We start from the raw sequence: 23,737 nt of genomic DNA on the forward strand, positions 1-23,737 counted from the left end.
GATCTTGTCATCAATCGGCAGAATGGAGGCTCGGCTCGAGGAAAAACTCATTGATCACCGTCGATGGTTCCGCGGAACCGTCCGCGATCGAGGGTTCCGTGGCGGCCGCAAATTCCGACCTCGACCACATCTAGGCCAGGACGGCGTCGGTGTGCTCGCCGAGCGCGGGAGCGACGCCGTCGGCGGCGACATGGCCCCAGGTGCCAAAGGTCGCCGGGTAACGGACCGTGCGGACACGGCCGAAACCGGGCCAGTCGTCCACGCGGTAGAGCTGCGCGTGTTCTACCTGGGGTTCGACGAGGTGCTCGTCCATCGTGATGCACCGCGCGGCGGGGACGTCGGCCTCGCGGAAGCACGCGAGCGCATCATCGACGGTGAGCTCGCGCGTGGCCCGTTCGACGGTGTCGAACATCGCGGCAACAAGCGCCGGCTGGTTCGGTTGGCCGAGAACGTGATCGGTCCATTCGGGGTGGCCGAGGGCACGGAACGTCGCGGCGATCTGCGGTGACGTGACCGGCGCGCACACGATCCAACCGTCGAGCGCGCGGACAGGACGGATCGCGGTGGCCTGGAGGTTCTGCGCGACGTCGGGTTGATGGTCGAGGAAGACCCGGTTGGTGAACAGGTCGGCGAAGTTGATGTAGGCGGCGACGTCGAGCATCGGAACCTCGATGCGATTGCCCGTGCCGGTGTGCTCGCGTTCGAACAGGCTTGCCAGGATCGCCTGGGTTGCCATCATCGCGACGAGCTTGTCGACCGGATATCCGGGGATCAGCGCGGGCTGTCCGTCGCTGCCCTTGATGGCGTCCGTGAGGCCGCTCAGGCCCTGGAGCACCGTGTCGAACGCGGGCTCGGAGGCGAGCGGTCCGTCGGGACCGAACCCGGTGACGAAGCATCGCACGAGGCGGGGATTCGTCGCTTCGAGCACGTCGTCGGACAGTCCGAGAGACTCGGCCACGCCCGCGCGCCAGTTCACGAGGAACACGTCGCTCTCCGCGAGCAACTCGAGCAGCGCGCTGCGTCCCGACGGATCCTTGAGGTCGAGCACGACGCCGCGCTTCGACCGGTTGCAGTTGGCGAAGACCGCGCTGAAGGGAGTGGTGGGCCGCCCGTACCTGCGGAACGGATCGCCCTTCTCGCCCTCGACCTTGATCACGTCGGCGCCGAGGTCGGCCAGCATCATTCCCGCGTAAGGGCCCGCCATGTAGATGGCGGTCTCGACGACTTTCGTTCCCGCTAGTGGGCCACGCCGTGTGTCGTTCATCCCGTCATTCTGGCGCGCTCGGTAACCTCGTGTTCGATGCAGCTGGCACTCACCGTCGACGTCGAAGCTCGGCCCCATCCGTGTGTCGACGGCAATTTCCGGGCGATGGTCGACGCGCTCCTGGACGCGGGCGCACCGGCCACCTTGTTCGTGCAAGGCGGCTGGGTGGAGGAGCGGGCCACCGACGACGAGCTTGCCGCGCTCCAGGCTGACGGCATGGTGGTTGGCCTGCACGGGCACACGCACCGGGCGTTCACGGAGCTGTCGGCCGACGAGATCGGCGTCGAGCTCGCGAGCTCGGAGGCGGCGCTCACGGACCGCGGGATCACGCCCGTCCGACCGTTGTTCCGCTTCCCGTATCTCGCGGGGAACACCGACGTGTTCGTCCTCGAGACGGTCCGAGCACTCGGCTGGCGACACGTCGACTGCCACGCGATCGCGTACGACTGGGAGACCGCGTTGCGCGACGAGCCCGTACGCGTCGCCGCCAACGCGATCCGGGATGTGGAGGCGCGACGCACCGCCGGCGAGGAGTGCGCGATCGTGCTCCTGCACAGCTGGCCTGATCCAACTCCCGCGACCGTCCGCATCCTGCTCGACTACGCGCGCACGCGCGACGACGAGCTCGTGGCCGTAACCGACCTTCCCCGCGACGCATGGGACGCGCCGACATGAGCGTTCGGTTGACTCCGGAGGAGGCGTGGGACGTGCTCGCACGCGCACACACGGGAATCCTCACGACGTTGCGGCGCGACGGGATGCCGATCTCGTTACCGATGTGGTTCGTCGCGATCGACCGCACGATCTGCATCAGCGCGCCCTCGCGCACGAAGAAGCTCTCCCGCGTGCGGAAGGACCCGCGCGCGTCGTTCCTGGTGGAATCTGGGGAGCGGTGGGCCGAGCTCGAAGCGGTCCATCTCACCGGCCGGATCGAGACGGTGACCGACGAGGCGGAGATGACGCGGATCGCCGATGCCCTCGACGTGAAGTACGCGGCGTTCCGAACTGCGCCCACCGAGATGTCGCAGGCCACACGCGACCACTACGCCGGGCGCACATATCTGCGGCTGGTGCCCGACGAGCGGATCCTCTCCTGGGACAACCGGAAGCTGGGTCTCACGTGACCTACTTCGTAATGCCGAAGCGTTCGAGACCGAAGGCGCGGATCGCGTTGCCACGGATGAACTTGTAGGTCTCTTCCTCGTTCAGCCCGGCCTCGGAGCAGATCTTCTCGGCGGTCTCCTTGGAGTGCGGGAACGTGGAGTCGGCGTGTGGGTAGTCGGTCTCGAAGCAGATCTGGTCCATGCCGATCACACTGCGGTTGGCGAGGCCGATCTCGTCGTCGAAGATGCAGCCGTAGATCCGCTTGACGTAGCTCGTCGGCCGCTCCGGGAGTGCGGTGCCGAAGGAGTTCGCGCTGCGCTCCTCCCACAGCTTGTCCATTCGCTCCATCACGTAGGGCATCCAACCGACCTGCCCCTCGCTGTACGCGAGGGTGAGCTCCGGGAAGCGCTCCAGCGTGCCGGAGAAGATGTAGTCGACCATCGAACCCATTGCGTTCGAGAACGTGAGCGTGGAGCTCACGATGAACGGCGCGTCGGGTGACGTGGTGGGCATCTTCGAGCTCGAGCCGATGTGCATGCACACGACGGTGCCGCTGTCTTGGCACGCGGCGAACACCGGATCCCAGTGCCGGTTCTTGTCGTGGATCGAAGGCAGGCCGAGCGGGAACGGGTTCTCCGGGAAGGTGACGGCGAAGCTGCCCTTGTTCGCGCAACGCTGGATTTCCTTCACGCAGAGGTCGACGTCCCAGAGCGGCAGCAACGACAGCGGGATGAGCCGGCGCTTGCCGTCACCCGCGCACCACTCGTCGATCAGCCAGTCGTTGTAGGCCTGCACGCACAGCAGCGCGAGGTCGTGGTCGGCGCGCTCGTAGAACGTCTGCCCGCAGAAGCGGGGGAGCGTGTTGGGGAAGCAGATCGACGCCTCGGTGTGGTTGGCGTCCATGTCGGCGAGCCGCTCGGGCTGCTTCCAGCAACCGGCCCGGATCTCGTCGAACGTGGTGGGCGTGACGTCGAGCTCGGGGAAGCCCACCGCGGCCGACAGCTTCGGGAACGGGTACACGAGGTCGTCGTAGAGCCACCAGTCGCAGGGCTCGCCACCGTCGACGCCCTTCTCGAACGTGAAGTTGCCGCCTTCGAAATGGAAGATCGCGCTGTCGCGCTCGACGCGAGGTCCGCGGTCGAGGTACTTCTCGGGGAGCCGGGAGGTCCAGAGGTCGGGTGGTTCGACGACGTGGTCGTCGACGGAGATGATCAGCGGGATGTGGGCCATGGCCTGACATCGTACGACCGTTGCGAGGTAGGTTCCCGTTCGGACATCCAACCGACGGAGTACACCGCATGCCGCGCGAACCTCAGCCGAACGAGCCGTTCGACGAACCGCCGTTCGATCAGATCTCCGGTATCAGCCGCATGCACGTGCAGGCGATGGAGACGATGGACGACGACATGGTGTGGATCGGCGCCGGCATGCACCAGGTGATCATCTACACGGTCGGTCGCAAGAGCGGAAACGAGCACAAGGTGGCGGTGCCGGTCTGGTACGACGACGACGGCCATCGCATCGTGGTGGCGTCGTACGCCGGCAACGAAATGCACCCGCACTGGTACCTCAACCTGGCTGACAGGAACGCGAACCCGGAGGTGCGGGTGAAGGCGCAGGATCACGAGTTCTGGGCCGACGCGCAGATCCTCGACGGTGCGGACTACGAGGAGATCTGGGCAGCAATCACTGAGGATCGTGCGTACTACGCGAACTATCAGACCCGCACCGACCGCAAGTTGCCGCTGGTGCGCCTGGTCGAGCTACGCCCGGTCTGAGGAGGAGGGTTCTCGTGGACATCGGTGACTCTCCCGAGGAAGCGGCGTTCCGCGCCGAAGCGCGCGCGTTTCTCGAGTGGCACGCGGAGCCGAAGACGCCGGGTGTCAGCAACGTCGACGAGCTGAACCGCCACGACCCGAACTGGATGTTCGAGCACATCGAGCGCTGCCGCGAATGGCAGCACGTGCTGTACGACAACGGATGGGCCGGCATCACCTGGCCGAAGGAGTTCGGCGGCCGCGGCGGCACGGGCATCCAACAGGCGATCTACGCCGAAGAAGAGTCGCAGTTCGACGTGGTGAGCGGAACGTTCACCATCGGGATCGGCATGGTCGCGCCCACGCTCATGGTGCACGCCACGCCCGAGCAGCAGCAGCGCTACCTCGACCCGATGCTGCGAGGCGACGAACTGTGGTGCCAGCTGTTCAGCGAGCCGGGCGCAGGTTCCGACCTCGCCACGCTCGGAACACGCGCGGTGCGCGACGGCGACGAGTGGGTGGTCGACGGCCAGAAAGTATGGAACTCGTACGCGCAGTATGCCGATTGGGGGATCCTGCTCACCCGCACCGATCCCGACGCGCCGAAGCACCGCGGCATCACGTACTTCGTCGTCGACATGAAGACACCCGGCATCGACGTGCGGCCGCTGCGCCAGATCACCGGCATCGCCCACTTCAACGAGGTGTTCCTCTCCGGTGTGCGTATTCCCGCCGAGAACGTCATCGGCGAGGTGAACGGTGGATGGGCGGTTACGCACACCACGCTCGGCAACGAGCGCGCGGTCATCGGCGTCGGCGGGGGAGGGCGCAACGCCGACGATGTCATCGCGCTCGCTCGCAGCCGCGGTGTCAACGACGACCCGCGGTTCCGCCAGGAGATCGTGCAGGCCTACATCCGCACGGCAACGCTCCGGTACATGGGGCTGCGGCTCCGCAGTGCGATGAGCCAGGGTCGCCAGCCCGGGGCGGAGGCATCGGTGCTCAAGCTCGCGTTCTCGCAGCACGCGGCGCGCACGGGCGACCTCGTCATGAAGATCCTCGGCCCGGAGGCCACGCTGTACGGCGACGACGCGCTCGACCAGGCGCGCTGGCAGGACTACTTCCTGAACCAGTTCAACGTGCGGATCGGTGGCGGCACGGACGAGGTGCAGAAGAACGGCATCGCGGAACGTTCGCTGGGGCTGCCGCGCGACCCGAGTTCCGACCGCGACGTGCCCTGGAAGGATCTGGCCCGCTTATGACCACGGTCGCCATCACGGGAGCCGCATCGGGAATCGGCGCGGCGACGGCGGCACGGCTCACCGAGCACGGAAGCCGCGTGATCGGTGTCGACCTGCGCAACGCCGATGTCGAGGCTGACCTCGGCTCTGCCGACGGGCGGCAGCAGGCGATCGCGCGCATCACCGACCTGTGTGACGGCGCACTCGACGGGCTCGTTACCTGCGCGGGTCTCACCGGCCTGCCCAACCGGCCCGCGTCCCTGCTGATATCCGTGAACTACTTCGGCACGGTCGAGCTCCTCGCGGGGCTGCGCGACGCACTCGCCGCGGGCACCGAGCCCGCCGCGGTCGCGATCAGCTCGAACGCGACCACCACGCAGCCCGCGATCTCGCTCGCGCTCGTCGACGCGTGCCTCGGCGGTGACGAAGCTGCGGCGCGTGCGCTCGCGGGTGACGGCGATTCGCTCCTCACGTACGGCGTCACGAAGCTCGCGGTCGCGCGCTGGATCCGCCGCCACGCGCCAACCGAGGAGTGGGCAGGAGCGAACATCCGGCTCAACGCCGTCGCGCCCGGCGCCACGCAAACACCGCTCCTCCAGGAAGGTCTCGACGACCCGATCGTGGGCCCGCTCATCGAGGGTTTCGTCGTCCCGATCGGCCGCCGCGGCAAGCCCGAGGAGATCGCGGCGCTCATCGAGTTTCTCCTCGGTCCCGACGCCCGGTTCTTCTGCGGCTCCGTCGTGTTTTGCGACGGCGGCACCGACGCGCTCTTGCGGGCCGACGAGATCCCTCCGCCCTGGCAGCCCGTCCCGTAGCCGCGATGGGCGCCCTCGACGGTCGGGTCGCACTGATCACCGGTGCCGGTGCGGGGATCGGCCGTGCGGCGGCGTTGATCTTCGCCCGCGAGGGTGCGCGGGTCGTAGTCGCCGACATGGACGACACCGGTGGCGACGAGACCGTCGGTCTGATCGAGAGCAGCGCTGGTGAGGCGACGTTCGTGCACGCCGACGTGAGTCAGGCCGACGAGGTGGAGGCCATGGTGCAGCACGCCGTCTCGACGTTCGGCGCCCTCGACTGCGCGTTCAACAACGCGGGCATGGGTACCGGTGGTGCGCCGATTGCCGACTATCCGCTGTCCGAGTGGGATCGCGCGATCGGCGTGATGCTCACCGGCGTGTTCCTCGGCATGAAGTACGAGATCCCGGCGATGCTCGCGCGGGGCGGTGGCGCGATCGTGAACACGTCGTCGGTCGCCGGCCTTACCGGGTATCCCGGCCAATCGGGCTACATCGCGGCGAAGCACGGCGTGATCGGTCTCACCCGTACCGTTGCGCTCGAGTACGGCGCGCAAGGAATCCGGGTGAACGCGATCTGCCCGGGCACCGCACGCACGCCGATGGTCGCGGGCGCGCTCGACCGCTTCCCCGAGATCGGAGAGCAACTCGTGAGCCGGCACCCGATCGGGCGCATCGCCGAGCCCTCGGAGATCGCCGAGGCTGCGGTGTGGCTGTGCACCGACGCGGCGTCGTTCGTGCTCGGTACCGCGCTCTCGGTGGACGGCGGTTACACCGCGCTCTGAGTCGCGAACGCTGGCGCGGTGAGCAACGCGGTGGTCATGTCGACGAGGTTGTCGATGAACTCTTCCTCGTCGAGCAGTGGCGCACCGGGTTCGTCGTCGATGATTCGGGCCCGTTCCGCCACCTGCAGCGTGATGAACGTGAGCCCCGCGAGCGCGCGCTCGTGCAGGACGCGCTTCGGCAGGTGAGGGACCGCCGAGCGGATCACGTCGGTCTCCGCCTCGAAGCTGATGAGGTCGGGCCGGTCGACCTCGGCGTCGAGATCCGGACGCAGCGGGGCGCGGAAGAGGAGTTGGAACGCGATCCGCACGTAGTCGCGGGACTCCTCGGTCGCGAGGTAGCCCGCGATGCGCCGCACGATCGCCTCGACCAGGCTGCGAGGTTCGTCGCGGCGCGACCGGAGGTCGGCGCGGATGGCGGCAACCTCGGCATCGGACAGCGCATGCCGGTCGATGACGGCCTTGATGAGGTCCTGCTTCGAACCGAAGTGGTACTGGATCGCCGACGCGTTCCGCTGACCGGCCCGCTCGTGGATCTCCCGGATCGGGACGTCGATCCCGCTCCGCGCGAACAGGTACTCGGCCGCCCGGACGAGCCGGTCGCGGGTGTCGGACGCGTCACGCGGCATCTCAGTGCATGCCGGCGCCGGCGACTTCCCTGCCGGTGAGCCAGGGGCGGCCGACCTCGCGGAGCTCGTCCCACTTCGCGAACACCGACGGGTCGGTCTGTCCGAGCTCCGAGGGCGTGGGCCCGATGCGGTCGGCGAGTGGTCGGAGCGCTTCGACGTCGAAGCCGTAGAAGTCGGCCTGGTTGAGGCCGAGCATCTTCTCGGTCTCGTCGACGGGGACGTCCCAGAAGCGGTCCTTCAGGAACTCGCGTGTGTACGGCCAGGTGCCTTCGGGGTGGGGGAAGTCGTTGCCCCACATGATGTTGTCGACGCCGATCTCGTAACGACGGCCGATCTCGCGCCGGCGCGTGTTCGACGAACCGATCTTGATGTTGCGGTCGAAGTAGTCGCTCGGCCTCATCGAGAGGTTCTTGAAGCGGTTCGCGGTCTTCCGTGCGCCGTGGTTGCGGTTGTAGACGTCGTCCATCGTCCACAGGAGGTCGGCCGCCCAGAAGCTTCCCGCTTCGGTCACCGCGAACTTCAGGCCCGGGAAGCGCTCGAATACCCCGGAGCAGAGCAGGAACCAGAGCGGTCGCGCCGTCCACCACCGCGTCTCGGCGACGTAGAGACCGTAGAACCCGTCGCCGGTGCCGTAGTCCTGGTGCGCGCCCGGACCGGAGTGAGTGTGGACCGGCATGTGCAGTTCCTCGCACACCGCCCACACCGGGTCGTAGATGTCGTGCGCGTACGACGGGTACGGCCCCCACTGCGCGGGGATCAGGACGCCGCCGTGCAGTCCCGACTCGTGCGCGCGACGGATCTCCGTGACCGCGCCGTCGATGTCGCCGAGGATCGGCGCGACCGCGAGCCCCTTTCGCCGGTCGGGGGAGTGCGCGCAGAGCTCCGCGCACCAGCGGTTGTACGCGCGGGCACCGGCGAGCAGAAGCTCGGGGTCGAGCTCCGCACCGATCACGAGCCCCGCACCGAAGGGTGCGCCCATGCTGCCGGTGGCGGCGTCGGGACCGGGGAAGATCACCTCGCCCGCCACGCCGTCGTTGTCGAGCTCCTTGTCGCGCTTCGGTGCGTCCCACCCGCAGCGCAGCCCGCCCTCGTGGAGGCTCTCCTCGCCTTCTTCGTGGCCGAACCACTCTTCCTGGAACTCGTCGTCACCGCCCATCATCAACGAGCCGCGCTGTTCGCGCATCGCCGCGAGCATTGCCTCGCGCTCCACGAGCGACCGGTCGAACGCGTCGTGGTACTGCGGGTCGATGTACGGCTTGTAGTCGGGCGTCTCGGGCCCGGCGTGACAGTCGGACGAGATGACGAGGTAATGGTCCATGTGATTGTCTCCCGCTATTCAGGAATGGTGCCGGCAAGGGCGGCGTCGATCGCGTCGTCACCGAACCGGCTTCGTACGAGCGACTCGAGGTAGGGCGCGCGCGTCAGCTCGGCGCCGCCCTCGATGCCGATGCTCTGGCCGGTGACCCACGACGACTCGGGGCCCGCGAGGTACCGCACGCCGGCCGCGATGTCGTCGGGTACACCGGTGCGACCGAGCGGCTTCTGTTCGAGGAACTGCGCGATCACCGGCGCGTTCTTGAACAAGCCGTCCTTGGTGGTGTCGGTCTTCACGAGACCCGGACGCACCGCGTTCACGCGGATGTTGAGCGGCGCGAGCTCGAGCGCGGCGCCGCGCACGAGCCCTTCGACGCCCGACTTCGAGGTGTTGTAGATCGCGAGGAACGGCCATGGGATCGTGGCCGCGTCCGACGAGATGCACACGATCGAACCGCCTCCGCTCTTCGCCATCAACGGCGTCGCGTTCCGGATCACGAGGAACGCCGACACGATGTTTCGGTTGAGGTCGTCGAGCACCTCGGCGCCGTCGAACATGAGCAGCGGCTTCATCGTGCCGCCGCCGATCACCGAGACGACGATGCCGAAGCGGTCTGCCATGCCGGCCGCGGTGGACATCGCGTCGCGGAGCGTCGATTCGTCGAGCGCGTCGCCGACGAAGCAGTCGACCCTCGCGTCGTCACCCGCGAACTCGAGGATGTGCTCCTTCGTGGCAGCGAGTGTGGATTCGGTGCGGCCCATGATGACGACCGCGGCGCCGTCGCGTGCGAGCCATGCCGCGGACGCGCCTCCGATGCCGCCACCGCCTCCCGTGACGAGCGCGGCTTGACCGGTGAGCGGCTGTTTGTCACGAGGCATGGCGCGCCGTCAGCCGACCGGGAGCGGAACGGCTTCGACGCCGGAAAGCCAGGGGCGGCCTGCCTTCTTCAGGTCGTCCCACTTCATGATGACCGATTCGTCGGTCTGGCCGAGCTCTTCGGGCGTGGGCCCGATGCGTTCGGCGATCGGCTGCATCTTCGCGAGGTCGAAGTTGTAGAACTCCGCGGCGTTGAGGCCGAGGATCTGCGCGGTCTCGTCTTGCGGCATGTCCCAGAAGCGGTCCTTCAGGAACTCGCGCGTGTACGGCCAGGTTCCTTCGGGGTGCGGGAAGTCGTTGCCCCACATGATGTTGCCGACGCCGATCTCGTAGCGCCGCGCGAGCTCGCGACGGCGCGTGTTCGACGAGCCGATCCCGCAATTGCGGTCGAAGTACTCGCTCGGGAGCATCGTGAGGATCCCGCGCGGGGCGGCCAGCTTGCGCGCGCCGTGGTCGCGCGTGGCCATCATGTCGAGGCGCCACAGCATGTCGGCGGCCCAGAAGCTGCCGGCCTCGGTGATCGCCATCCGCAGGCGCGGGAAACGCTCGAACACGCCCGTGAGGAGCATGAACCACATCGGGCGCGCGGTGAAGAAGATCGTCTCGTAGCCGTAGACGCTCAGCCAGCCGGGGACCTCGCCGTAGTCCTGGTGTGCGCCGGGACCCGAGTGGCAGTGCACCGGGAGGTCGAGGTCTTGCGCGACGGCCCAGACGGCGTCGTACCGGTAGCTCGTGTACGACTCGTAGGTTCCCCACTGCGGCGGGATGATGATGCCGCCCCGCAGGCCATCGGCATGCGCGCGCTGAATCTCGCCGATCGCGCCGTCGAGGTCGCCGAGGATCGGTGCCACGATCAGTCCGGCGCGTCGCTCGGGGCTCGCTTGGCACAGCTCGGCGGCCCAGCGGTTGTACGCGCGTGCCCCCGCGAGGAGGTGGTCGGGATCGCGCGTGGCCACCGGGTTGAAGCCGGCACCGAAGGGCGCGCCCATGCTGCCGGTGGCGGCGTCGGGACCGGGGAACACGACCTCGCCGGTGACGCCGTCGTTGTCGAGCTCGTGGTCGCGCTTGGCTGCATCCCACGCGCCGCGCATACCGATCTCGTGGAGGCTGTTGCCCTCGTCGTCCTCGCCGAACCACTCTTCCTTGAACTCCTCGTCGCCCATGAACGGCGACATGCCCGCGGCCTCCCGGCGCTCGTCGATCAAGGCCTGGCGTTCCACGAGCTCCTCGTCGAAGTCGTCCCGGTACTGCGAGTCGAGGAAGTCGCGGTAGACGGGCGAGTTGGGACCCGCGTGGCAGTCGGACGAGATGACCACGTAGTGCTTCATGGGGCTCCCCCTGGGATCACCGGCAGCTTGTCATCGAGGATCTGATGCGACAAGATTAAATACCACGAACGCGCCGCCGCGTCGAGCCCAAGGGGAGTTCGCCATGACTGCCACCCTGACCGCCACCGACCACTTCACGATCGTCTCGTCGGACGGCCACGCGGGCGCCGACCTCGATGACTACCGGCCGTACCTCGAGCGGCGCTACCACGACGACTGGGAACGGTGGCGCGCCGCGTACGTGAACCCGTGGGCCGATCTGGATCGGCCCGAGCGCACCCGCAACTGGGACAGCGACCGGCGGTTGCGCGAGCTCGACGCCGACGGCATCGTGGCCGAGGTCCTGTTCCCGAACACGATCCCGCCGTTCTTCCCGAGCGGCAGCCTGGTTGCGATGCCGCCCACCGCGGAGGAGTACGAGCTGCGGGCCGCGGGGTTGCGGGCGCACAACCGGTGGATGGTCGACTTCTGTGCCGAGGCGCCGGGTCGGCGTGCCGGCGTCGCTCAGATCCTGCTCAACGACGTCGACGCCGCGGTGGAGGAGATCCGCTGGGTGAAGGAATCGGGATTGAAGGGCGGGATCCTGCTGCCCGGCGTTCCGCCCGGCTCACCGATCGAGCCGTACCACGCGACGGAGTACGAGCCGATCTGGGCCGCGTGCGCGGAGTACGACGTGCCGATCAACAACCACGGCGGTACTTCGGGTCCCGAGCAGATCGGCACGGGGAAGCACCCCGCGTCGGGCGCGCTGTTCTTGATCGAGACGTCGTGGTTCTCGCACCGCACGCTCTGGCAGTTCATCTTCAGCGGGATCTTCGAGCGGTACCCAACGTTGAAGCTCGCGCTCACCGAGCAGGGCACCGGATGGGTGCCGGGCACGCTCATGATGCTCGACGACTTCCACGCGCGGTTCACGTCCGGCAAGGACAACATGGAGGTGATGTTCGCGGGCGAGCAGGCGCGCACCCTGTCGATGAAGCCGAGCGAGTACTTCCACCGCAACGTGTTCATGGGGTCGAGCTTCCTGCGGCCGCAGGAGTGCAAGCTGCGCCACGAGATCGGTGTGGACAACATCATGTGGGGGAGTGACTACCCGCACAACGAGGGCACCACGCCGTACTCGCGCGAGGCGCTGCGCTACACGTTCGCGGGAGTCGACCCCGACGAGGTGCGGAAGATGCTCGGCACGACTGCGGCGATGGTCTACGACCTCGACCTCGCGCAACTCGACGCGCTCGCCGAGGGCATCGGGCCGACGGTCGAAGAGGTTGCACGTCCGCTTCCGGCAGACGAGATCCCGGAGCACTCCAGCACCGTGTGGTTCGAGAAGGTCGAACGCCGCCCGTTCTAGGGACTGACGCGTCACGAGCCCGAACTGTTGGCGCGCACGAGAGTGGACGACACGGCGCGGTCGATGACTCGCTCGGCGGTGTGCACCGCGCGCGGGCCAAGAGTTCGGCGGAGGCCGCCGCGGAGATAGCGGAGGTACTTCCACCGGTACTTCTCGAGCCACTCGCGGTTTCCGCGGAGTCCGGGATCGTCGAGACGGAGCTGCCATTTGCCGGCGAAGTGCTCGAAGCTTGTGTCGATCCAGTCCTTGCTCCAGCGCAGTGCGAAGTAGGGCGCGTCGGAGATTGCCAGCGGCGGAGGGGGGAGGTAGGTGACGACCGCCTCGGGTTCGAACCAGCCGCCATCGTGGCTCGCGGCAGCCTGCAGACCGAAGTCGATGTGCTCGAGCGCGGCGGGCAGCCCGATGTCGAAACCTGCCATGGCGGCGACCACATCGGTTCGGGTGAGCACGCAGTGGAACTCGGCAACTTCGCAGGGAGCGCGGCGGAACTCGTTGCGCACCTCGGCGAGCGGACGGTCGCAGTAATGGTGCACGTCGACGAGCTGACGGCGACCATCGATGATCTCGATATGCCCCTCACCCCCTGCCGTGTGTATGACCGGCGAGTTCAAGCTCCCGACGCAGTAGACGGGCGCCACGAACGCCGCGTTCGTCTCGCGTGCGCACCGCAGCAGCGAGTCGAGCCACCCCTCGGTCACGATGGTGTTGTTGTCGACAAAGGCGACGTACGGAGTGCCGACGTGAGCGAAACCGAGGTTCCTCGCTTTATTTGGTGAGACGTAGCGGTCGGTGCGCGCGAGCGTAAACCCGGCCTGGCGGGCCCGTGCATCGAGATATCGACGGATCCGCCTCGGCGAGTTGCCATCGACATAGACGAGGTTGAACGGAACCCGAGTGCAGCTCAGGACGCTCTCGAGCGACGCCTCCGACTGGCTGAAGCTCTCCCGCGGTACGACCACGATCGTCACGTCGGATCCGGGCATCGCCCCGATTATGCCGCGCGAGCGGTGCGCGTGACGTAGTCAGCCGAGAGGCTGGTGGATCGTCTGCGCGGCGCGCGGGTCGTCGGCACCTACCAGCCGTTCGAGCTCGCGGAGCGCGTCGGCCGTGTCGAAACCGTCGACCGTGGCGAGCACCTGCTCGATGTCGAGCCAGTCCTTTGGACGGTTGAAGACTGCCTTGCAGACGACGAGATGTTCGGCGCCGATGATCGGGATCGTGTCAGGACCGAATGGCACTGGAGATGCTTGCGCACGCATTGCGTCGTGGAGCGCGTCGTAGGCGAAGAAGAGGTCGATCGGGGTGCGGCCCCAGCGACAGCGGACCTGCCCGTCACGTGCGAACGTTGTTCCGTCGAGCGGTGAGGTGTCGACGCCGAGCGGACCGAGCACGGCCGCGATCTCGCCCGCGTGCTCGGCAGTGACGAACACGTTGAGGTCGACGTCGACCGTGGTGCGCGGCTCCGCGTAGTACGCAAGGGCGAGCGCGCCCCCGAACGCGTGTGCGATGCCCGCGTGCTCGAGCGCGCGGTGGAGCGCCACGACCTTGTCGGGAAGCGACGGTTCCTTCATAGCCTTCTGCTACTGGCGCGGCGCGGAACGGGTAACCGGTCAGCGAGCAGCAGCAGATCGCGCAAGGCCTCGCCGCGTTCCTCGAGCGTTGCACCGCTCCAGGCCGCAGCGGCGCGCACGGAGTCGGACACTTCGACCTCGGGTTCGACGGCTTCCGAGAGCGCGGCGGCGAGCGCCGGGGACGGGCGATGACCCACCCGGAGCTCGGCGAGCAGGGCGCGCGCCGCGATGTCGACGGGAGACGCGCCGACGCGCACCGGTGCACCGGCACGCCGCGCCGAGTGGACGAGCGCGTGCACGTCGACGAGCACCTCGGCGCGTTCGATCACGTGCGCGACGACCGCGTCGTCGAGGGTGGTGAACGTGGCGAGCGTGCGGGCGCGTGGGCCACGTGGGGTCGCGCGAGACTCCCGCACCTCGAACCGCCCCCCCGGCCGCCCGACGACGAACGCCATAGTGGGTAGCTTACCCACTATGCAAGCGGTTTGCTGTTACCAGAGCTGGTCGGTGTAGGTATCGGTGCCCCAGACGGTGTTGATGAACGGCCCGGTCCACACGTGGGTAGCGAGACCGCTCTCCTCGATGGCGTCGCCGATGGTGGCGTAGCCGTCGGCCCAGTCCTCGGCGGGGTCGTGGTCGAGGAAGTGGAGCTGCAGGAAGCGATCGGGGCCGGCGGCGGGGGCCGCCACATCGGCGGGCCGGTCGTCGAGCAGCGGCAGCGTCGTCGAGCTCGAGACCAGTTCGGGTCCCCACGGTCGCGACATCGCATCCGGCAGGTACGTCTCCTGGAACCACGCGTCGACCTCGTCGTGCGTGTGCCCAACCTTGACGTCGCCGGCGACGACGACGAGCCCGGGGTACTCGTGATCGAGCGCGAGCTCGATCGTGCAGCCGTTCGGATCGCGTCGCTTGCTCCACCGGTTCTCGTACAGCAGCGTGTGTATGTGCTGGCGCTCTTCGAACATGCGTCCGTTTGCGTGCAGCCAGTTCACCTGGTCGACTGCCCAACGGTTCCACTCGTCGTGGTGGCCTTCGAGCACCCAGTAGATCGCGAGGTACGACCCGGTGAGCGGGTTGGGCGTCATGTCGGTCTCGGCCGGGTAGCGGAGGTCCTTCAGGCCACGGGTGGCGACGAAGCGATCGCCGGCGAACTGCCACGGGCCGATCATGCAGCCCGCGTAGAAGTGGTCGTGCTCGTACCACCGGTTGTACTCGAGCTCGTGACCGCGCGTGGGCTCGACCATCGTGAAGAGCAGCGTGCCGAGCTTGATCGGGTACTCGCGCTTGGCCGGGAGCGGCATGACAGACCTCCTCGCGTCCGGTGCGGGCGCCGACGCTACTCTCCCGTCTGAGTGGACGGCATTCTCCCGGGCGCGGTACGCCAGAACGGCTACGTCGTGCGCGATCTCGACCACGCGATCGAGCAGTGGGTCGCCGCTGGTGTCGGACCCTGGTTCACGATGCGGAACGCCGAGCAGTCGGCGATGTTCTTCCACGGCGAGCGATCGGACCCCACCCTCTCGATCGCGTGGTCGAACTCCGGCGATCTCCAGATCGAGCTCATCCAGCCGCACGGCGACGTTCCCAGCGTCTACCACGAGTTTCTCGACGCGGGGCACCAAGGCATCCACCACGTCGCGTTCTGGACGGACGACTTCGACGCCGTGATGGCGCGCGCCGCCGAGACGGGCTGGGCGGTCGTGCAATCGGGTGACGGCGGCGGCGCGACGCGCTTCGCGTACCTGGACATGGGCATCGGAGGGACGATCGTCGAGATCATGGAGCTCAACACGGGAACCCGGGCCATGAACGACCAGATTCGCGACGCGGCGAACCACTGGGACGGCACCGACCCCGTCCGTCCGCTCTTCTGACGCCATGGCCGACTACACGCCGTCACACATCGGGATCTGCGTGAGTGATCTCGATCGTTCCATGCGCTTCTACTGCGAAGGGCTGGGGTTCGAGGTCGCCCAACGCTACGAGCTCGACAGCACGAAGCTTCCCGGCCTCGAGCGCAGCCTCGAGGTGCGCGCCGACGTCGTCCTCACCTCGCAGCTCATCGAGCGCGACGGGCTGCGCATCGAACTGCTGAAGTTCCACGAGCCCGGCGTTGTCGGTTCGCCCTCGACGCGTCGGAACCAGCTCGGCCTCACCCACCTGTGCTTCTACGTCGACAACGTCGACGAAGCCGCGGAGCAGATGCTCGAGCACGGCGGTTTCGTCCTCGACCAAACGCGTGGCAACCTCGGGACCGACATCGTGTTCCTCATGGATCCCGACGGCGTGCGCATCGAGCTCATGCGCGGTGTCCCGCCTCGCGCCACGGATGCCTGACGTAGACCTCGCCGGCGGCGACGATGGCTTCCGGCGGGACGTTGCGGCGTGGCTCGCGGATCACGTGGTGGAGGACTACGCCGCGCTCCGTGGACGCGGCGGGCCGGGCGACGAAGACTTCGGGTTCGACGAACGCGTCGCCTGGGAACGCGAGCTCGGACGCGCGGGCTTCGTGGGGCTCGGGTGGCCAGTCGAACATGGTGGTCGCGGTGCGACCCTCGCGCAACAGATCATCTGGGCGGAGGAGTACGCCCGCGCCGACGCGCCGGCGCGGGTGAACCACATGGGTGAGAACCTGCTCGCACCTACCCTGATCGAGTTCGGAACGCGTGAGCAGCACGAGCGCTTCCTCCCTCCGATCCTGGGTGGCGAGGAGCGCTGGTGCCAGGGGTACAGCGAGCCGAACGCGGGATCTGATCTCGCCAACGTGCAGACACGCGCAGTGCTCGACGGAGACGAGTGGGTGCTCACAGGCCAGAAGGTCTGGACCTCGCTCGCGCACGTGTCGCATTGGTGTTTCGTGGTGGCGCGTACCGACCCTTCGTCGTCACGTCACGCCGGGTTGTCGTTCCTGCTCGTGCCGATGGAGCAGCCCGGAGTCGAGGTGCGGCCGATCGTGCAGATCACCGGCGGCGGCGAGTTCAACGAGGTCTTCTTCGACGGCGCGCGCACCCAAGCCGACCTCGTGCTCGGTGAGGTGGGCGAGGGCTGGCGCGTCGCGATGGCTTTGCTCGGTTTCGAGCGCGGCGTGTCCACGCTCGCGCAACAGGTCGGCTTCGAACGCGAGCTCGACCACGTGTTCGCGCACGCGCGGGCGCGGGGCCTCGACCGGGACCCGGTGGTTCGCCAGCGTCTCGTGGGTTCGTGGATCGGACTGCGGTTGATGCGGTGGAACGCGCTGCGCAGCATGTCCGCGCGCGGCGTACCGGGCCCGGAGGCGTCGATCTCAAAGTTGTTCTGGGGCACCTGGCACCGCGATCTCGGCAACCTCGGCATCGACGTGCTCGGAGCCGAGGGACTCATCGGTGAGACGCTGCCGTACGAGCTCACCCTCGCGCAGAAGCTCTTCCTGTTCAGCCGGGCCGACACGATCTACGGCGGGTCGAACGAGATCCAGCACAACGTGCTGGGAGAGCGCGTGCTGGGACTGCCGCGCGAGCCGATCTAGCGCGGCTCGAGGATCAGGAGATGCCCGGGAGGGTCGTGCGTCCCTCGAGCGAGGCGCGCAGCCCGGCGACGAGCACGTGGATGTGCCGCTCGAACCAGGCGTCGCGGCTGATCTCGACGGTGTCGGGCATCTCCGCGAAGCGGTCGGCCAGTTGCCACATCAACGGCGCCTCGCTGCGGGAGATGTCGCGGAGCGCAGCCCGGAACAGCGAGAGTTGGGTGTTGCCGTTGGCAGCCTCGTGGTTGATGCAGTAGTCGCGGCGCACGGAATCGATGGTGGTGGCGACGACGTCGTCGAAGGCGAGCAGCGCCTCCTTGGGCGAGAACCCGGCCGCGACGAGTCGTTGGAGCGCCCCTTCGACGAGCGGGACGTTGACGAGCCCGTGCGCCGTGATCGGCGTGGTGTTCACCAGGCGCGGGTTCTGCTGGGCGCGGGCGCGCAACGTGCGGGCGAACGCGAGGAGCCATTCGTCCCAGGCCGCGATGTCCGGGACGTCGATGCGTTCGAACACCGAAGTACCGACGAGGCCGAGGAGCTCGTCGCGGCTCGACACGTGGTAGTAGAGCGCGGGCATCGCGACACCGAGTCGTTCGGCGACCGAGGTCATGGTGACCTGTTCGGCACCGGCTTCGCCCGCCAGTTCCGCGGCAGCGCGCACGATGCTCTCGCGGTCGATACGAGCAGGGCGTCCGGGCCGGCGGCGCGCCGCCGCGCCCGCCAGTGCGTCAGTGCTCTCGGCTGTCATCGTCCCGTAGGATACGCGACGCCCAGCAGCATGAGATATCCCTCACCCAAGTTCACTGCATGAGGTGCGCACCATGACGGAGTCCGACCGGTACATCCTGATTTCCGCGGACGCCCACGCCGGCGCCGACCTCCGCGACTACAAGCAGTACCTGGAGTCGAAGTACCACGACGACTTCGAGCAGTGGGCGGCATCGATGGAAGAGGGCTCGCGCATGATGCGAGAGATGATGAAGAGCCTCGGCATGAAGAAGTCGGTGGGCGTCGACGGCGACCCCGAGGTCGACGCCGATCGCAACTGGAACAGCGAGCGTCGCCTCCGCGAACAGGAGGCCGACGGGTGGGTCGCCGAGGTGATCTTTCCGAACACGCAGCCGCCGTTCGCGCCGATGGCGCGGAGCCAACTCGAGGCGCCGCCGGTCGGCGACGACAACGAGCACCGCTGGGCGGGCCTCAAGGCCCACAACCGTTGGCTCGCCGACTACGTGTCGCTCGCGCCCGAGCGTCGCGCCGGGTGCGCGCAGATCTTCCTCGCCGACGTCGCGGGTTCGGTGAACGAGATCGAATGGGCGGCGGAGCACAACCTACGCGGCGGGATCGTGCTGCCGGGCGCGCCACCCGGCTCCGCGCTCCTCCCGCTGTATGCCGCCGAGTACGAGCCCATCTGGGCAGCCTGCGAGGCGAACGAGATGCCGGTCAACCACCACAGCGGTGGCGGCTCTCCCGACTACGGCATGCACCCGCCGGCCTCTACTGCCATGTTCATGCTCGAGGTCACCTGGTGGGCGCACCGGCCGCTCTGGCAGCTCATCTTCTCCGGCGTGTTCGAACGCCACCCGAACCTGCACTTCTGCAACACCGAGAGTGGCACGAAGTGGATCCTCGAGACACTGCCGGAGCTCGACAGCTTCTACGAGCGCATGAAGTACGGCCACGGGTCGGAGGTGTTCTTCGGTCGTGCGGCCACGAAAGACATGTCGCTGCGGCCGAGCGAGTACTGGCGACGCCAGTGTCACGTGGGCGCGAGCTTCTTGCGGCCGAAGGAGTGCGACCTCCGTCACGACGTCGGCATCGAGAACATCATGTGGGGCGTCGACTACCCGCACAACGAAGGGTCGCAGCCCTACACCCGTGTGCACCTCCGGCGAACGTTCGCCGGTGTGCCGCCTGCCGAGGTCGAGCAGCTGGTCACGCTGAACGCGGCGAAGCTCTACAAGTTCGACCTCGACGCGCTCGCGCCGATCGCGGAGCGGGTGTGTCCCACGAAGGCCGAGGTCAACGAGCCCTTCCCGTGGAGCGAGGTGCCGGAAGAGGCCAAGGAGTGTCCGGGTCTGCACGCGGAGAACCAGAGGGAGCTGGTGTCATGAGTGTCGAAACCAATATTCCGAACATTGGCGGGGCGGTCGAGCCTGGCTTCGAAGGAGTGCGCGACGTGTTCGCGCAGAACTTCGAGGAGCACGGCGAGATCGGCGCGGGATATTCGCTCTACGTCGACGGAAAGAAGGTCGTCGACATCTGGGGCGGTACCGCCGACGTCAAGACCGGCGCACCCTATACAGACGACTCGCTGCAGCTCGTGTTCTCCACCACGAAGGGTGCCACCGCGGCATGCGCCAATCTGCTCGCGCAGCGCGGCGAGCTCGACATCGATGCGCCGGTTGCCAAGTACTGGCCCGAGTTCGCGCAGGCCGGCAAGGAGGAGATCCCGGTGCGGTGGCTCCTCTGTCACAAGGCGGGCCTCCCCGCCTTCGACGCGACGCTCACACCCGACGACGTGTTCGCGTGGGATCCCGTGATCCACGCGCTCGAGGTGCAGGAGCCGTTCTGGGAGCCCGGTACCGCGCACGGCTACCACGCGGTCACTTACGGCTACCTCGTGGGTGAGGTGGTCCGCCGGATCAGCGGCAAGAGCCTCGGCACGTTCTGGCAGGAGGAGATCGCGGAGCCGCTCGGGATCGAATTCTGGATCGGGCTGCCTGCGGAGCAGGAGCATCGAGTCGCGCCGCTCGTCGGTACCGGCCGGACCACCGGCGATCTCGACGACGAGACCGCGCAGTTCGCGGCCGCGGTCATGGGCCCCGACACCCTGGTCGGCCGCGCCATGACGCTCAACGGCGCGCTCGGGTTCCTCGACGACGGCTTCAACACGCCCGCGCTGCACGCGGCGGAGATGCCTGCGGCGAACGGGATCACCAACGCGCGGTCATTGGCGCGCTTTTACGCCGCGCTCGTGGGCACGGTCGACGGCGGACCGAGCGAATCCCTGCTCACGGTCGAGCAGATGGAAGCGGCGCGCACGTGCCAGACCGAGGGTGCCGACCGCGTGCTCTCGTTCCCCGGCATCGAGCTGCCCACCACGATCGGGCTCGGCTTCTGGACCTCGTCCCTGTTCGCCCCGTACGGCGGCGAGCGCGGCTTCGGCCACTCGGGCGCGGGCGGGTCGGTCGGGTTCGTCGACCCGGAGGCAGGCATCGCCGGCGGCTACGTGATGAACCGGATGATGCAAGGCCTCGCCGGCGACCCCCGTTCCCGCGGGCTCATCAAGGCCAGCTACGACGCCGTCGGCGCCCCGATCGCCTTCGTGTAGCACCCTAAAACGGTCTAGGCGATGGGTTTCTCGTCGACGACTCCGGCGTCGATGGCGTCGACGAGGGCCTGCGCGTGCGGGACCGGGCCGTCCTTCAGACCGGCTTCGTGTCCCTTCGGGATCCCGGCGAACACGTAGAGCTCGTTCGACATGATCGCCTCGCGGACTCGACGCCCGCAGTGCGCGGGATCAACGCCGAACGACACCGGCTCGGCCCCGAACGGCTCGTGCGCCTTCGGACCCATGCTCGCAGGGCGGTTGCGCTGCGCGGCCACGATCTTGGTGTTGAGCATGCCGGGGCACAAGACCGACACGCCGATCGGCGTGTCATCCAGGTTCGTGCGCAAGGTCTCGGTGATGTTCAAGATGGTCGACTTCGACACGCCGTAGATGCCGCGACCCGACAGCGCGGCAATCGACGCGGTGTTCACGATGTGACCGGGCTCGCCCGCCGCGAGCATGCGCGGCAGAAACGCGTAGATGCCGTTGAGCACGCCGAACACGTTGACACCGAGGAGCCAGTTCCAGTCTTCGATCTTGAGGTCTTGCATGTCGCCGAAGACCAGGACCCCCGCGTTGTTGCACAGCACATGGACGGCGCCGAACTCCGCATACGCGGCGTCGGCGAGAGCCTGGACCGACGCGAAGTCGGATACGTCGGTGTGGACCGCGATCGCCCGCGCGCCGAGGGCTTCCGCCTCGGACGCGACGGCGCCCCCGGCGTCGTCCTCGATGTCGGCGATCACGACGTTCATTCCTGTGCTCGCGAGCTCGAGCACGATCGCGCGCCCGATTCCGCTTCCACCGCCGGTGACGACGGCCGTGTGTCCGGCAAGATCGTCCATGCTGTCCTCGTCCATCTCTTCCTTGGTTCATGTCCTCGTGTAGTTCGGCGTGCGCTTCTCTGCGAACGCGAGCGGCCCCTCTTTGCCGTCGTTCGTCTGGAACACTGCCTGGCCGTATTCCCACTCGTGCGCGAGGGCTTCGGCCTCGGTCATGCCGTCGGTCTCGCGCAGGGTACGGAGCACGGCTTCCACTGCGATCGGCCCGTTCTCGGCGATCGTCGCCGCGATCTCTCTGGCCTTCGTCAACGCCTGGCCGTCGGGCACGACGCGACCGATCAGTCCGATGCGGGCCGCCTCTTCCGCGGTGAGGTGCTTGCCCGTGAGCAGGATCTCCGCGGCATGGGTATACGGGATCTGGCGCCGGAGCCGCACCGCGGAGCCGCCCATTGGGTAGAGCGACCAGCGCACCTCGCTCACACCGAAACGGGCCGACTCTCCGGCGATCCGGATGTCGGTCTGCTGGAGGATTTCCGTGCCACCGGCGATCGCGACGCCTTCCACCGCGGCGATGAACGGCTTGGACGGGCGGTAGAGGCGCAGGATGCCTTTGTACGGAAGGTCGGGATCGGCGGCCATGCGGGCCTGCACGTCGATCTCCGTATCGGCGTCGCCGGCGTCTCCCGACATCGCCCGGAGGTCGGCGCCCGACGAGAAATTGCCGCCCGCGCCGGTGAGGATCACACAACGGATCTCCGGGTCCTCGTCGGCCTCGACCATCGCGTCGTACATCCGCACGAGCATCGCCCCGGACAGCGCGTTGTAGCGCTGGGGGCGGTTCATCGTGATCACCATGGTCCTCTCGTCGCGTTCGACGATCGCGTCGGGCATCGTGCTCCTCGGAACAGAGGCTGGGGCGGCGTTATCCTGCCTGACGCCAACTTCGCCGTCGAGTCTGCTCACTACCCAAGGAGGTCCTGTCGTGCGGACACCGATCTGTGAGCGCCTGGATATCGAGTTTCCGATCTTTGCCTTCTCGCACTGCCGCGACGTCGTCGCCGCCGTGAGCAAGGCGGGCGGCTACGGCGTGCTCGGCGCGCTCGCCTACAGCCCCGACCAACTCGAGATCGAGCTGAACTGGATCGACGAGCACGTCGACGGCAAGCCCTACGGCGTCGACATCGTGATGCCGGCGAAGTACGTGGGGAAGGGTGGCGGCGCGGAGGCGAGCATCACCAGCCTCGACGCGCTCATTCCCGAGGAGCACCGTCAGTTCGTCGAGGAGCTGCTCGACGAGTACGACATCCCACCGCTTCCCGATGAGCTCCGGGGCGGCGTCGTGAAGGCCGCAGGCCTCAACGTCGACGAGGAGGGGCCCGGACAGGTGGAGGTGTCGCTGCAGCACCCGGTGTCGATGCTCGTGAACGCGCTCGGCCCGGTGCCGCCGGAGGTGGCCCAGCAAGCACACGACCACGGCATCCTCGTCGGCGCGCTCGTCGGCGCGCGTGCGCACGCGGAGCGTCAGGTGATGCAGGGCGTCGACGTGCTCGTCGCGCAGGGCACCGAAGCCGGTGGGCACTGCGGCGAGATCTCCACGATGGTGCTCGTGCCGGAGGTGGTCGACGCCGTCGGTCCCGACGTTCCCGTCCTCGCCGCGGGTGGCATCGGGTGCGGACGGCAGATGGCGGCCGCGCTCGCGCTCGGCGCGCAGGGCGTGTGGACGGGCTCGATCTGGCTCACGGTCGCCGAGAGCAACACCTCGGGCGTCACGCTCGACAACCTGCTCGCGGCCACGTCGCGCGACACGGTGCGTTCGCGCGCGATGACGGGCAAACCCGCGCGTCAGCTGCGTACCGGCTGGACGGACGCGTGGGAGAGGACCGACACTCCTGAGCCGTTGCCGATGCCGTTGCAGGGGATCGTCTACGCGGGCGCGGCGCGAAGGTTCAGCCGCGCGCAGAAACCCGAGCTCGCGGGTTCACCCGTCGGTCAGATCGTGGGCCGGATGAACCAGGTACGGCCGACGCGCGACGTGATCTTCGAGATGGTCGAGGAGTGGATCGAGACGACCGAGCGCCTCAAGCAGATCGCCGAGTAACACCCAGTG

Annotated in this window: 26 protein-coding genes; 13 read left to right on the forward strand and 13 right to left on the reverse strand. The window is 68.0% G+C overall.

All coding sequences use genetic code 11. From position 1 onward, the window contains the following. Positions 1–130 precede the first annotated feature (130 nt). Positions 131–1,264: a CoA transferase gene (locus WD271_10755; protein MEX1008309.1), complete on the reverse strand. Its 1,134-nt coding sequence runs from the start codon at positions 1,262–1,264 to the stop codon at positions 131–133. Between the two features lie 36 nt (positions 1,265–1,300). On the opposite strand from WD271_10755, the gene WD271_10760 reads away from it, so the two are divergent. Both WD271_10760 and WD271_10765 read left to right on the forward strand, forming a co-directional pair. Beyond that, positions 1,301–1,939 carry a polysaccharide deacetylase family protein gene (locus tag WD271_10760; protein ID MEX1008310.1) on the forward strand — a complete coding sequence of 213 codons (639 nt, stop codon included), beginning with the start codon at positions 1,301–1,303 and terminating at the stop codon, positions 1,937–1,939. Then, a complete protein-coding gene (locus WD271_10765; GenBank protein ID MEX1008311.1) occupies positions 1,936–2,388 on the forward strand; it encodes a pyridoxamine 5'-phosphate oxidase family protein in 453 nt (150 codons plus the stop codon). Before WD271_10760 ends, WD271_10765 begins: the two co-directional genes overlap by 4 nt. Position 2,389: 1 nt before the next feature. Here the strand turns inward: WD271_10765 and WD271_10770 are convergent, their stop codons facing one another. Then, positions 2,390–3,598, reverse strand: a complete 1,209-nt coding sequence (locus WD271_10770; protein ID MEX1008312.1) for an amidohydrolase family protein — start codon at positions 3,596–3,598, stop codon at positions 2,390–2,392. 68 nt (positions 3,599–3,666) lie between these two features. Between WD271_10770 and WD271_10775 the strand changes: the two genes are divergently transcribed. The 4 genes from WD271_10775 to WD271_10790 are packed head-to-tail and all read left to right on the forward strand — an operon-like array spanning position 3,667 to position 6,945. After that, entirely contained in the window at positions 3,667–4,146 is a 480-nt protein-coding gene (locus WD271_10775; GenBank protein MEX1008313.1) for a nitroreductase/quinone reductase family protein, read from the forward strand. 14 nt (positions 4,147–4,160) lie between these two features. Continuing rightward, a complete protein-coding gene (locus WD271_10780; protein MEX1008314.1) occupies positions 4,161–5,387 on the forward strand; it encodes an acyl-CoA dehydrogenase family protein in 1,227 nt (408 codons plus the stop codon). Further along, positions 5,384–6,181, forward strand: a complete 798-nt coding sequence (locus WD271_10785) for an SDR family oxidoreductase (GenBank protein MEX1008315.1) — start codon at positions 5,384–5,386, stop codon at positions 6,179–6,181. The genes WD271_10780 and WD271_10785 overlap by 4 nt, the downstream gene beginning before the upstream one ends. A gap of 5 nt (positions 6,182–6,186) precedes the next feature. After that, positions 6,187–6,945 carry an SDR family oxidoreductase gene (locus WD271_10790; protein ID MEX1008316.1) on the forward strand — a complete coding sequence of 253 codons (759 nt, stop codon included), beginning with the start codon at positions 6,187–6,189 and terminating at the stop codon, positions 6,943–6,945. On the opposite strand, the gene WD271_10795 is transcribed toward WD271_10790, so the two are convergent. The 4 genes from WD271_10795 to WD271_10810 are packed head-to-tail and all read right to left on the reverse strand — an operon-like array spanning position 6,930 to position 11,090. Then, positions 6,930–7,571 carry a TetR family transcriptional regulator gene (locus WD271_10795; GenBank protein MEX1008317.1) on the reverse strand — a complete coding sequence of 214 codons (642 nt, stop codon included), beginning with the start codon at positions 7,569–7,571 and terminating at the stop codon, positions 6,930–6,932. The genes WD271_10790 and WD271_10795 overlap by 16 nt on opposite strands. 1 nt (position 7,572) lies before the next feature. Then, on the reverse strand, positions 7,573–8,889 hold the full coding sequence (locus tag WD271_10800; GenBank protein ID MEX1008318.1) for an amidohydrolase family protein: 1,317 nt from the start codon (positions 8,887–8,889) through the stop codon (positions 7,573–7,575). 14 nt (positions 8,890–8,903) lie between these two features. Next, entirely contained in the window at positions 8,904–9,764 is an 861-nt protein-coding gene (locus tag WD271_10805; GenBank protein MEX1008319.1) for an SDR family oxidoreductase, read from the reverse strand. Positions 9,765–9,773: 9 nt separating this feature from the next. Continuing rightward, the gene (locus WD271_10810; protein ID MEX1008320.1) at positions 9,774–11,090 is read right to left on the reverse strand and encodes an amidohydrolase family protein; all 1,317 of its coding nucleotides are present in this window, start codon (positions 11,088–11,090) and stop codon (positions 9,774–9,776) included. A gap of 103 nt (positions 11,091–11,193) precedes the next feature. On the opposite strand from WD271_10810, the gene WD271_10815 reads away from it, so the two are divergent. Beyond that, complete coding sequence (locus WD271_10815; protein MEX1008321.1) at positions 11,194–12,441, forward strand: amidohydrolase family protein; 1,248 nt, start codon at positions 11,194–11,196, stop codon at positions 12,439–12,441. Between the two features lie 11 nt (positions 12,442–12,452). On the opposite strand, the gene WD271_10820 is transcribed toward WD271_10815, so the two are convergent. From WD271_10820 to WD271_10835, 4 genes are read right to left on the reverse strand one after another with little or no spacing between them, the layout of a single operon-like run. After that, complete coding sequence (locus tag WD271_10820) at positions 12,453–13,424, reverse strand: glycosyltransferase (GenBank protein ID MEX1008322.1); 972 nt, start codon at positions 13,422–13,424, stop codon at positions 12,453–12,455. 39 nt (positions 13,425–13,463) lie between these two features. Continuing rightward, on the reverse strand, positions 13,464–14,012 hold the full coding sequence (locus WD271_10825; protein ID MEX1008323.1) for a hypothetical protein: 549 nt from the start codon (positions 14,010–14,012) through the stop codon (positions 13,464–13,466). Further along, positions 14,009–14,467: a hypothetical protein gene (locus tag WD271_10830; GenBank protein MEX1008324.1), complete on the reverse strand. Its 459-nt coding sequence runs from the start codon at positions 14,465–14,467 to the stop codon at positions 14,009–14,011. The genes WD271_10825 and WD271_10830 overlap by 4 nt, the downstream gene beginning before the upstream one ends. A 36-nt stretch (positions 14,468–14,503) precedes the next feature. After that, positions 14,504–15,313: a hypothetical protein gene (locus tag WD271_10835; GenBank protein MEX1008325.1), complete on the reverse strand. Its 810-nt coding sequence runs from the start codon at positions 15,311–15,313 to the stop codon at positions 14,504–14,506. A 51-nt stretch (positions 15,314–15,364) separates the two neighbouring features. On the opposite strand from WD271_10835, the gene WD271_10840 reads away from it, so the two are divergent. The 3 genes from WD271_10840 to WD271_10850 are packed head-to-tail and all read left to right on the forward strand — an operon-like array spanning position 15,365 to position 17,517. After that, positions 15,365–15,886, forward strand: a complete 522-nt coding sequence (locus WD271_10840) for a VOC family protein (GenBank protein MEX1008326.1) — start codon at positions 15,365–15,367, stop codon at positions 15,884–15,886. A 4-nt stretch (positions 15,887–15,890) separates the two neighbouring features. Continuing rightward, positions 15,891–16,349, forward strand: coding sequence for a VOC family protein (locus tag WD271_10845; protein ID MEX1008327.1), 459 nt, complete (start codon positions 15,891–15,893; stop codon positions 16,347–16,349). Next, positions 16,342–17,517 carry an acyl-CoA dehydrogenase family protein gene (locus WD271_10850; GenBank protein ID MEX1008328.1) on the forward strand — a complete coding sequence of 392 codons (1,176 nt, stop codon included), beginning with the start codon at positions 16,342–16,344 and terminating at the stop codon, positions 17,515–17,517. Before WD271_10845 ends, WD271_10850 begins: the two co-directional genes overlap by 8 nt. Positions 17,518–17,530: 13 nt before the next feature. Here the strand turns inward: WD271_10850 and WD271_10855 are convergent, their stop codons facing one another. After that, positions 17,531–18,262 carry a TetR family transcriptional regulator gene (locus WD271_10855; GenBank protein MEX1008329.1) on the reverse strand — a complete coding sequence of 244 codons (732 nt, stop codon included), beginning with the start codon at positions 18,260–18,262 and terminating at the stop codon, positions 17,531–17,533. A 73-nt stretch (positions 18,263–18,335) separates the two neighbouring features. Here WD271_10855 and WD271_10860 point away from each other — a divergent pair, with 73 nt between their 5' ends. Together WD271_10860 and WD271_10865 are read left to right on the forward strand one after the other, a co-directional pair. After that, the gene (locus WD271_10860; protein MEX1008330.1) at positions 18,336–19,628 is read left to right on the forward strand and encodes an amidohydrolase family protein; all 1,293 of its coding nucleotides are present in this window, start codon (positions 18,336–18,338) and stop codon (positions 19,626–19,628) included. Beyond that, the gene (locus WD271_10865) at positions 19,625–20,848 is read left to right on the forward strand and encodes a serine hydrolase domain-containing protein (protein ID MEX1008331.1); all 1,224 of its coding nucleotides are present in this window, start codon (positions 19,625–19,627) and stop codon (positions 20,846–20,848) included. The genes WD271_10860 and WD271_10865 overlap by 4 nt, the downstream gene beginning before the upstream one ends. Positions 20,849–20,862: 14 nt before the next feature. Here the strand turns inward: WD271_10865 and WD271_10870 are convergent, their stop codons facing one another. Together WD271_10870 and WD271_10875 are read right to left on the reverse strand one after the other, a co-directional pair. Then, the gene (locus WD271_10870; GenBank protein ID MEX1008332.1) at positions 20,863–21,708 is read right to left on the reverse strand and encodes an SDR family NAD(P)-dependent oxidoreductase; all 846 of its coding nucleotides are present in this window, start codon (positions 21,706–21,708) and stop codon (positions 20,863–20,865) included. A 12-nt stretch (positions 21,709–21,720) separates the two neighbouring features. Further along, positions 21,721–22,521 (reverse strand): crotonase/enoyl-CoA hydratase family protein, encoded by an 801-nt coding sequence (locus WD271_10875; protein ID MEX1008333.1) that lies wholly within the window; start codon positions 22,519–22,521, stop codon positions 21,721–21,723. Positions 22,522–22,612: 91 nt separating this feature from the next. On the opposite strand from WD271_10875, the gene WD271_10880 reads away from it, so the two are divergent. After that, the gene (locus WD271_10880; GenBank protein MEX1008334.1) at positions 22,613–23,728 is read left to right on the forward strand and encodes a nitronate monooxygenase family protein; all 1,116 of its coding nucleotides are present in this window, start codon (positions 22,613–22,615) and stop codon (positions 23,726–23,728) included. Positions 23,729–23,737: the final 9 nt, after the last annotated feature.

This window comes from Acidimicrobiia bacterium (assembly GCA_040880805.1).
GTDB lineage: Bacteria > Actinomycetota > Acidimicrobiia > IMCC26256 > DASPTH01 > DASPTH01.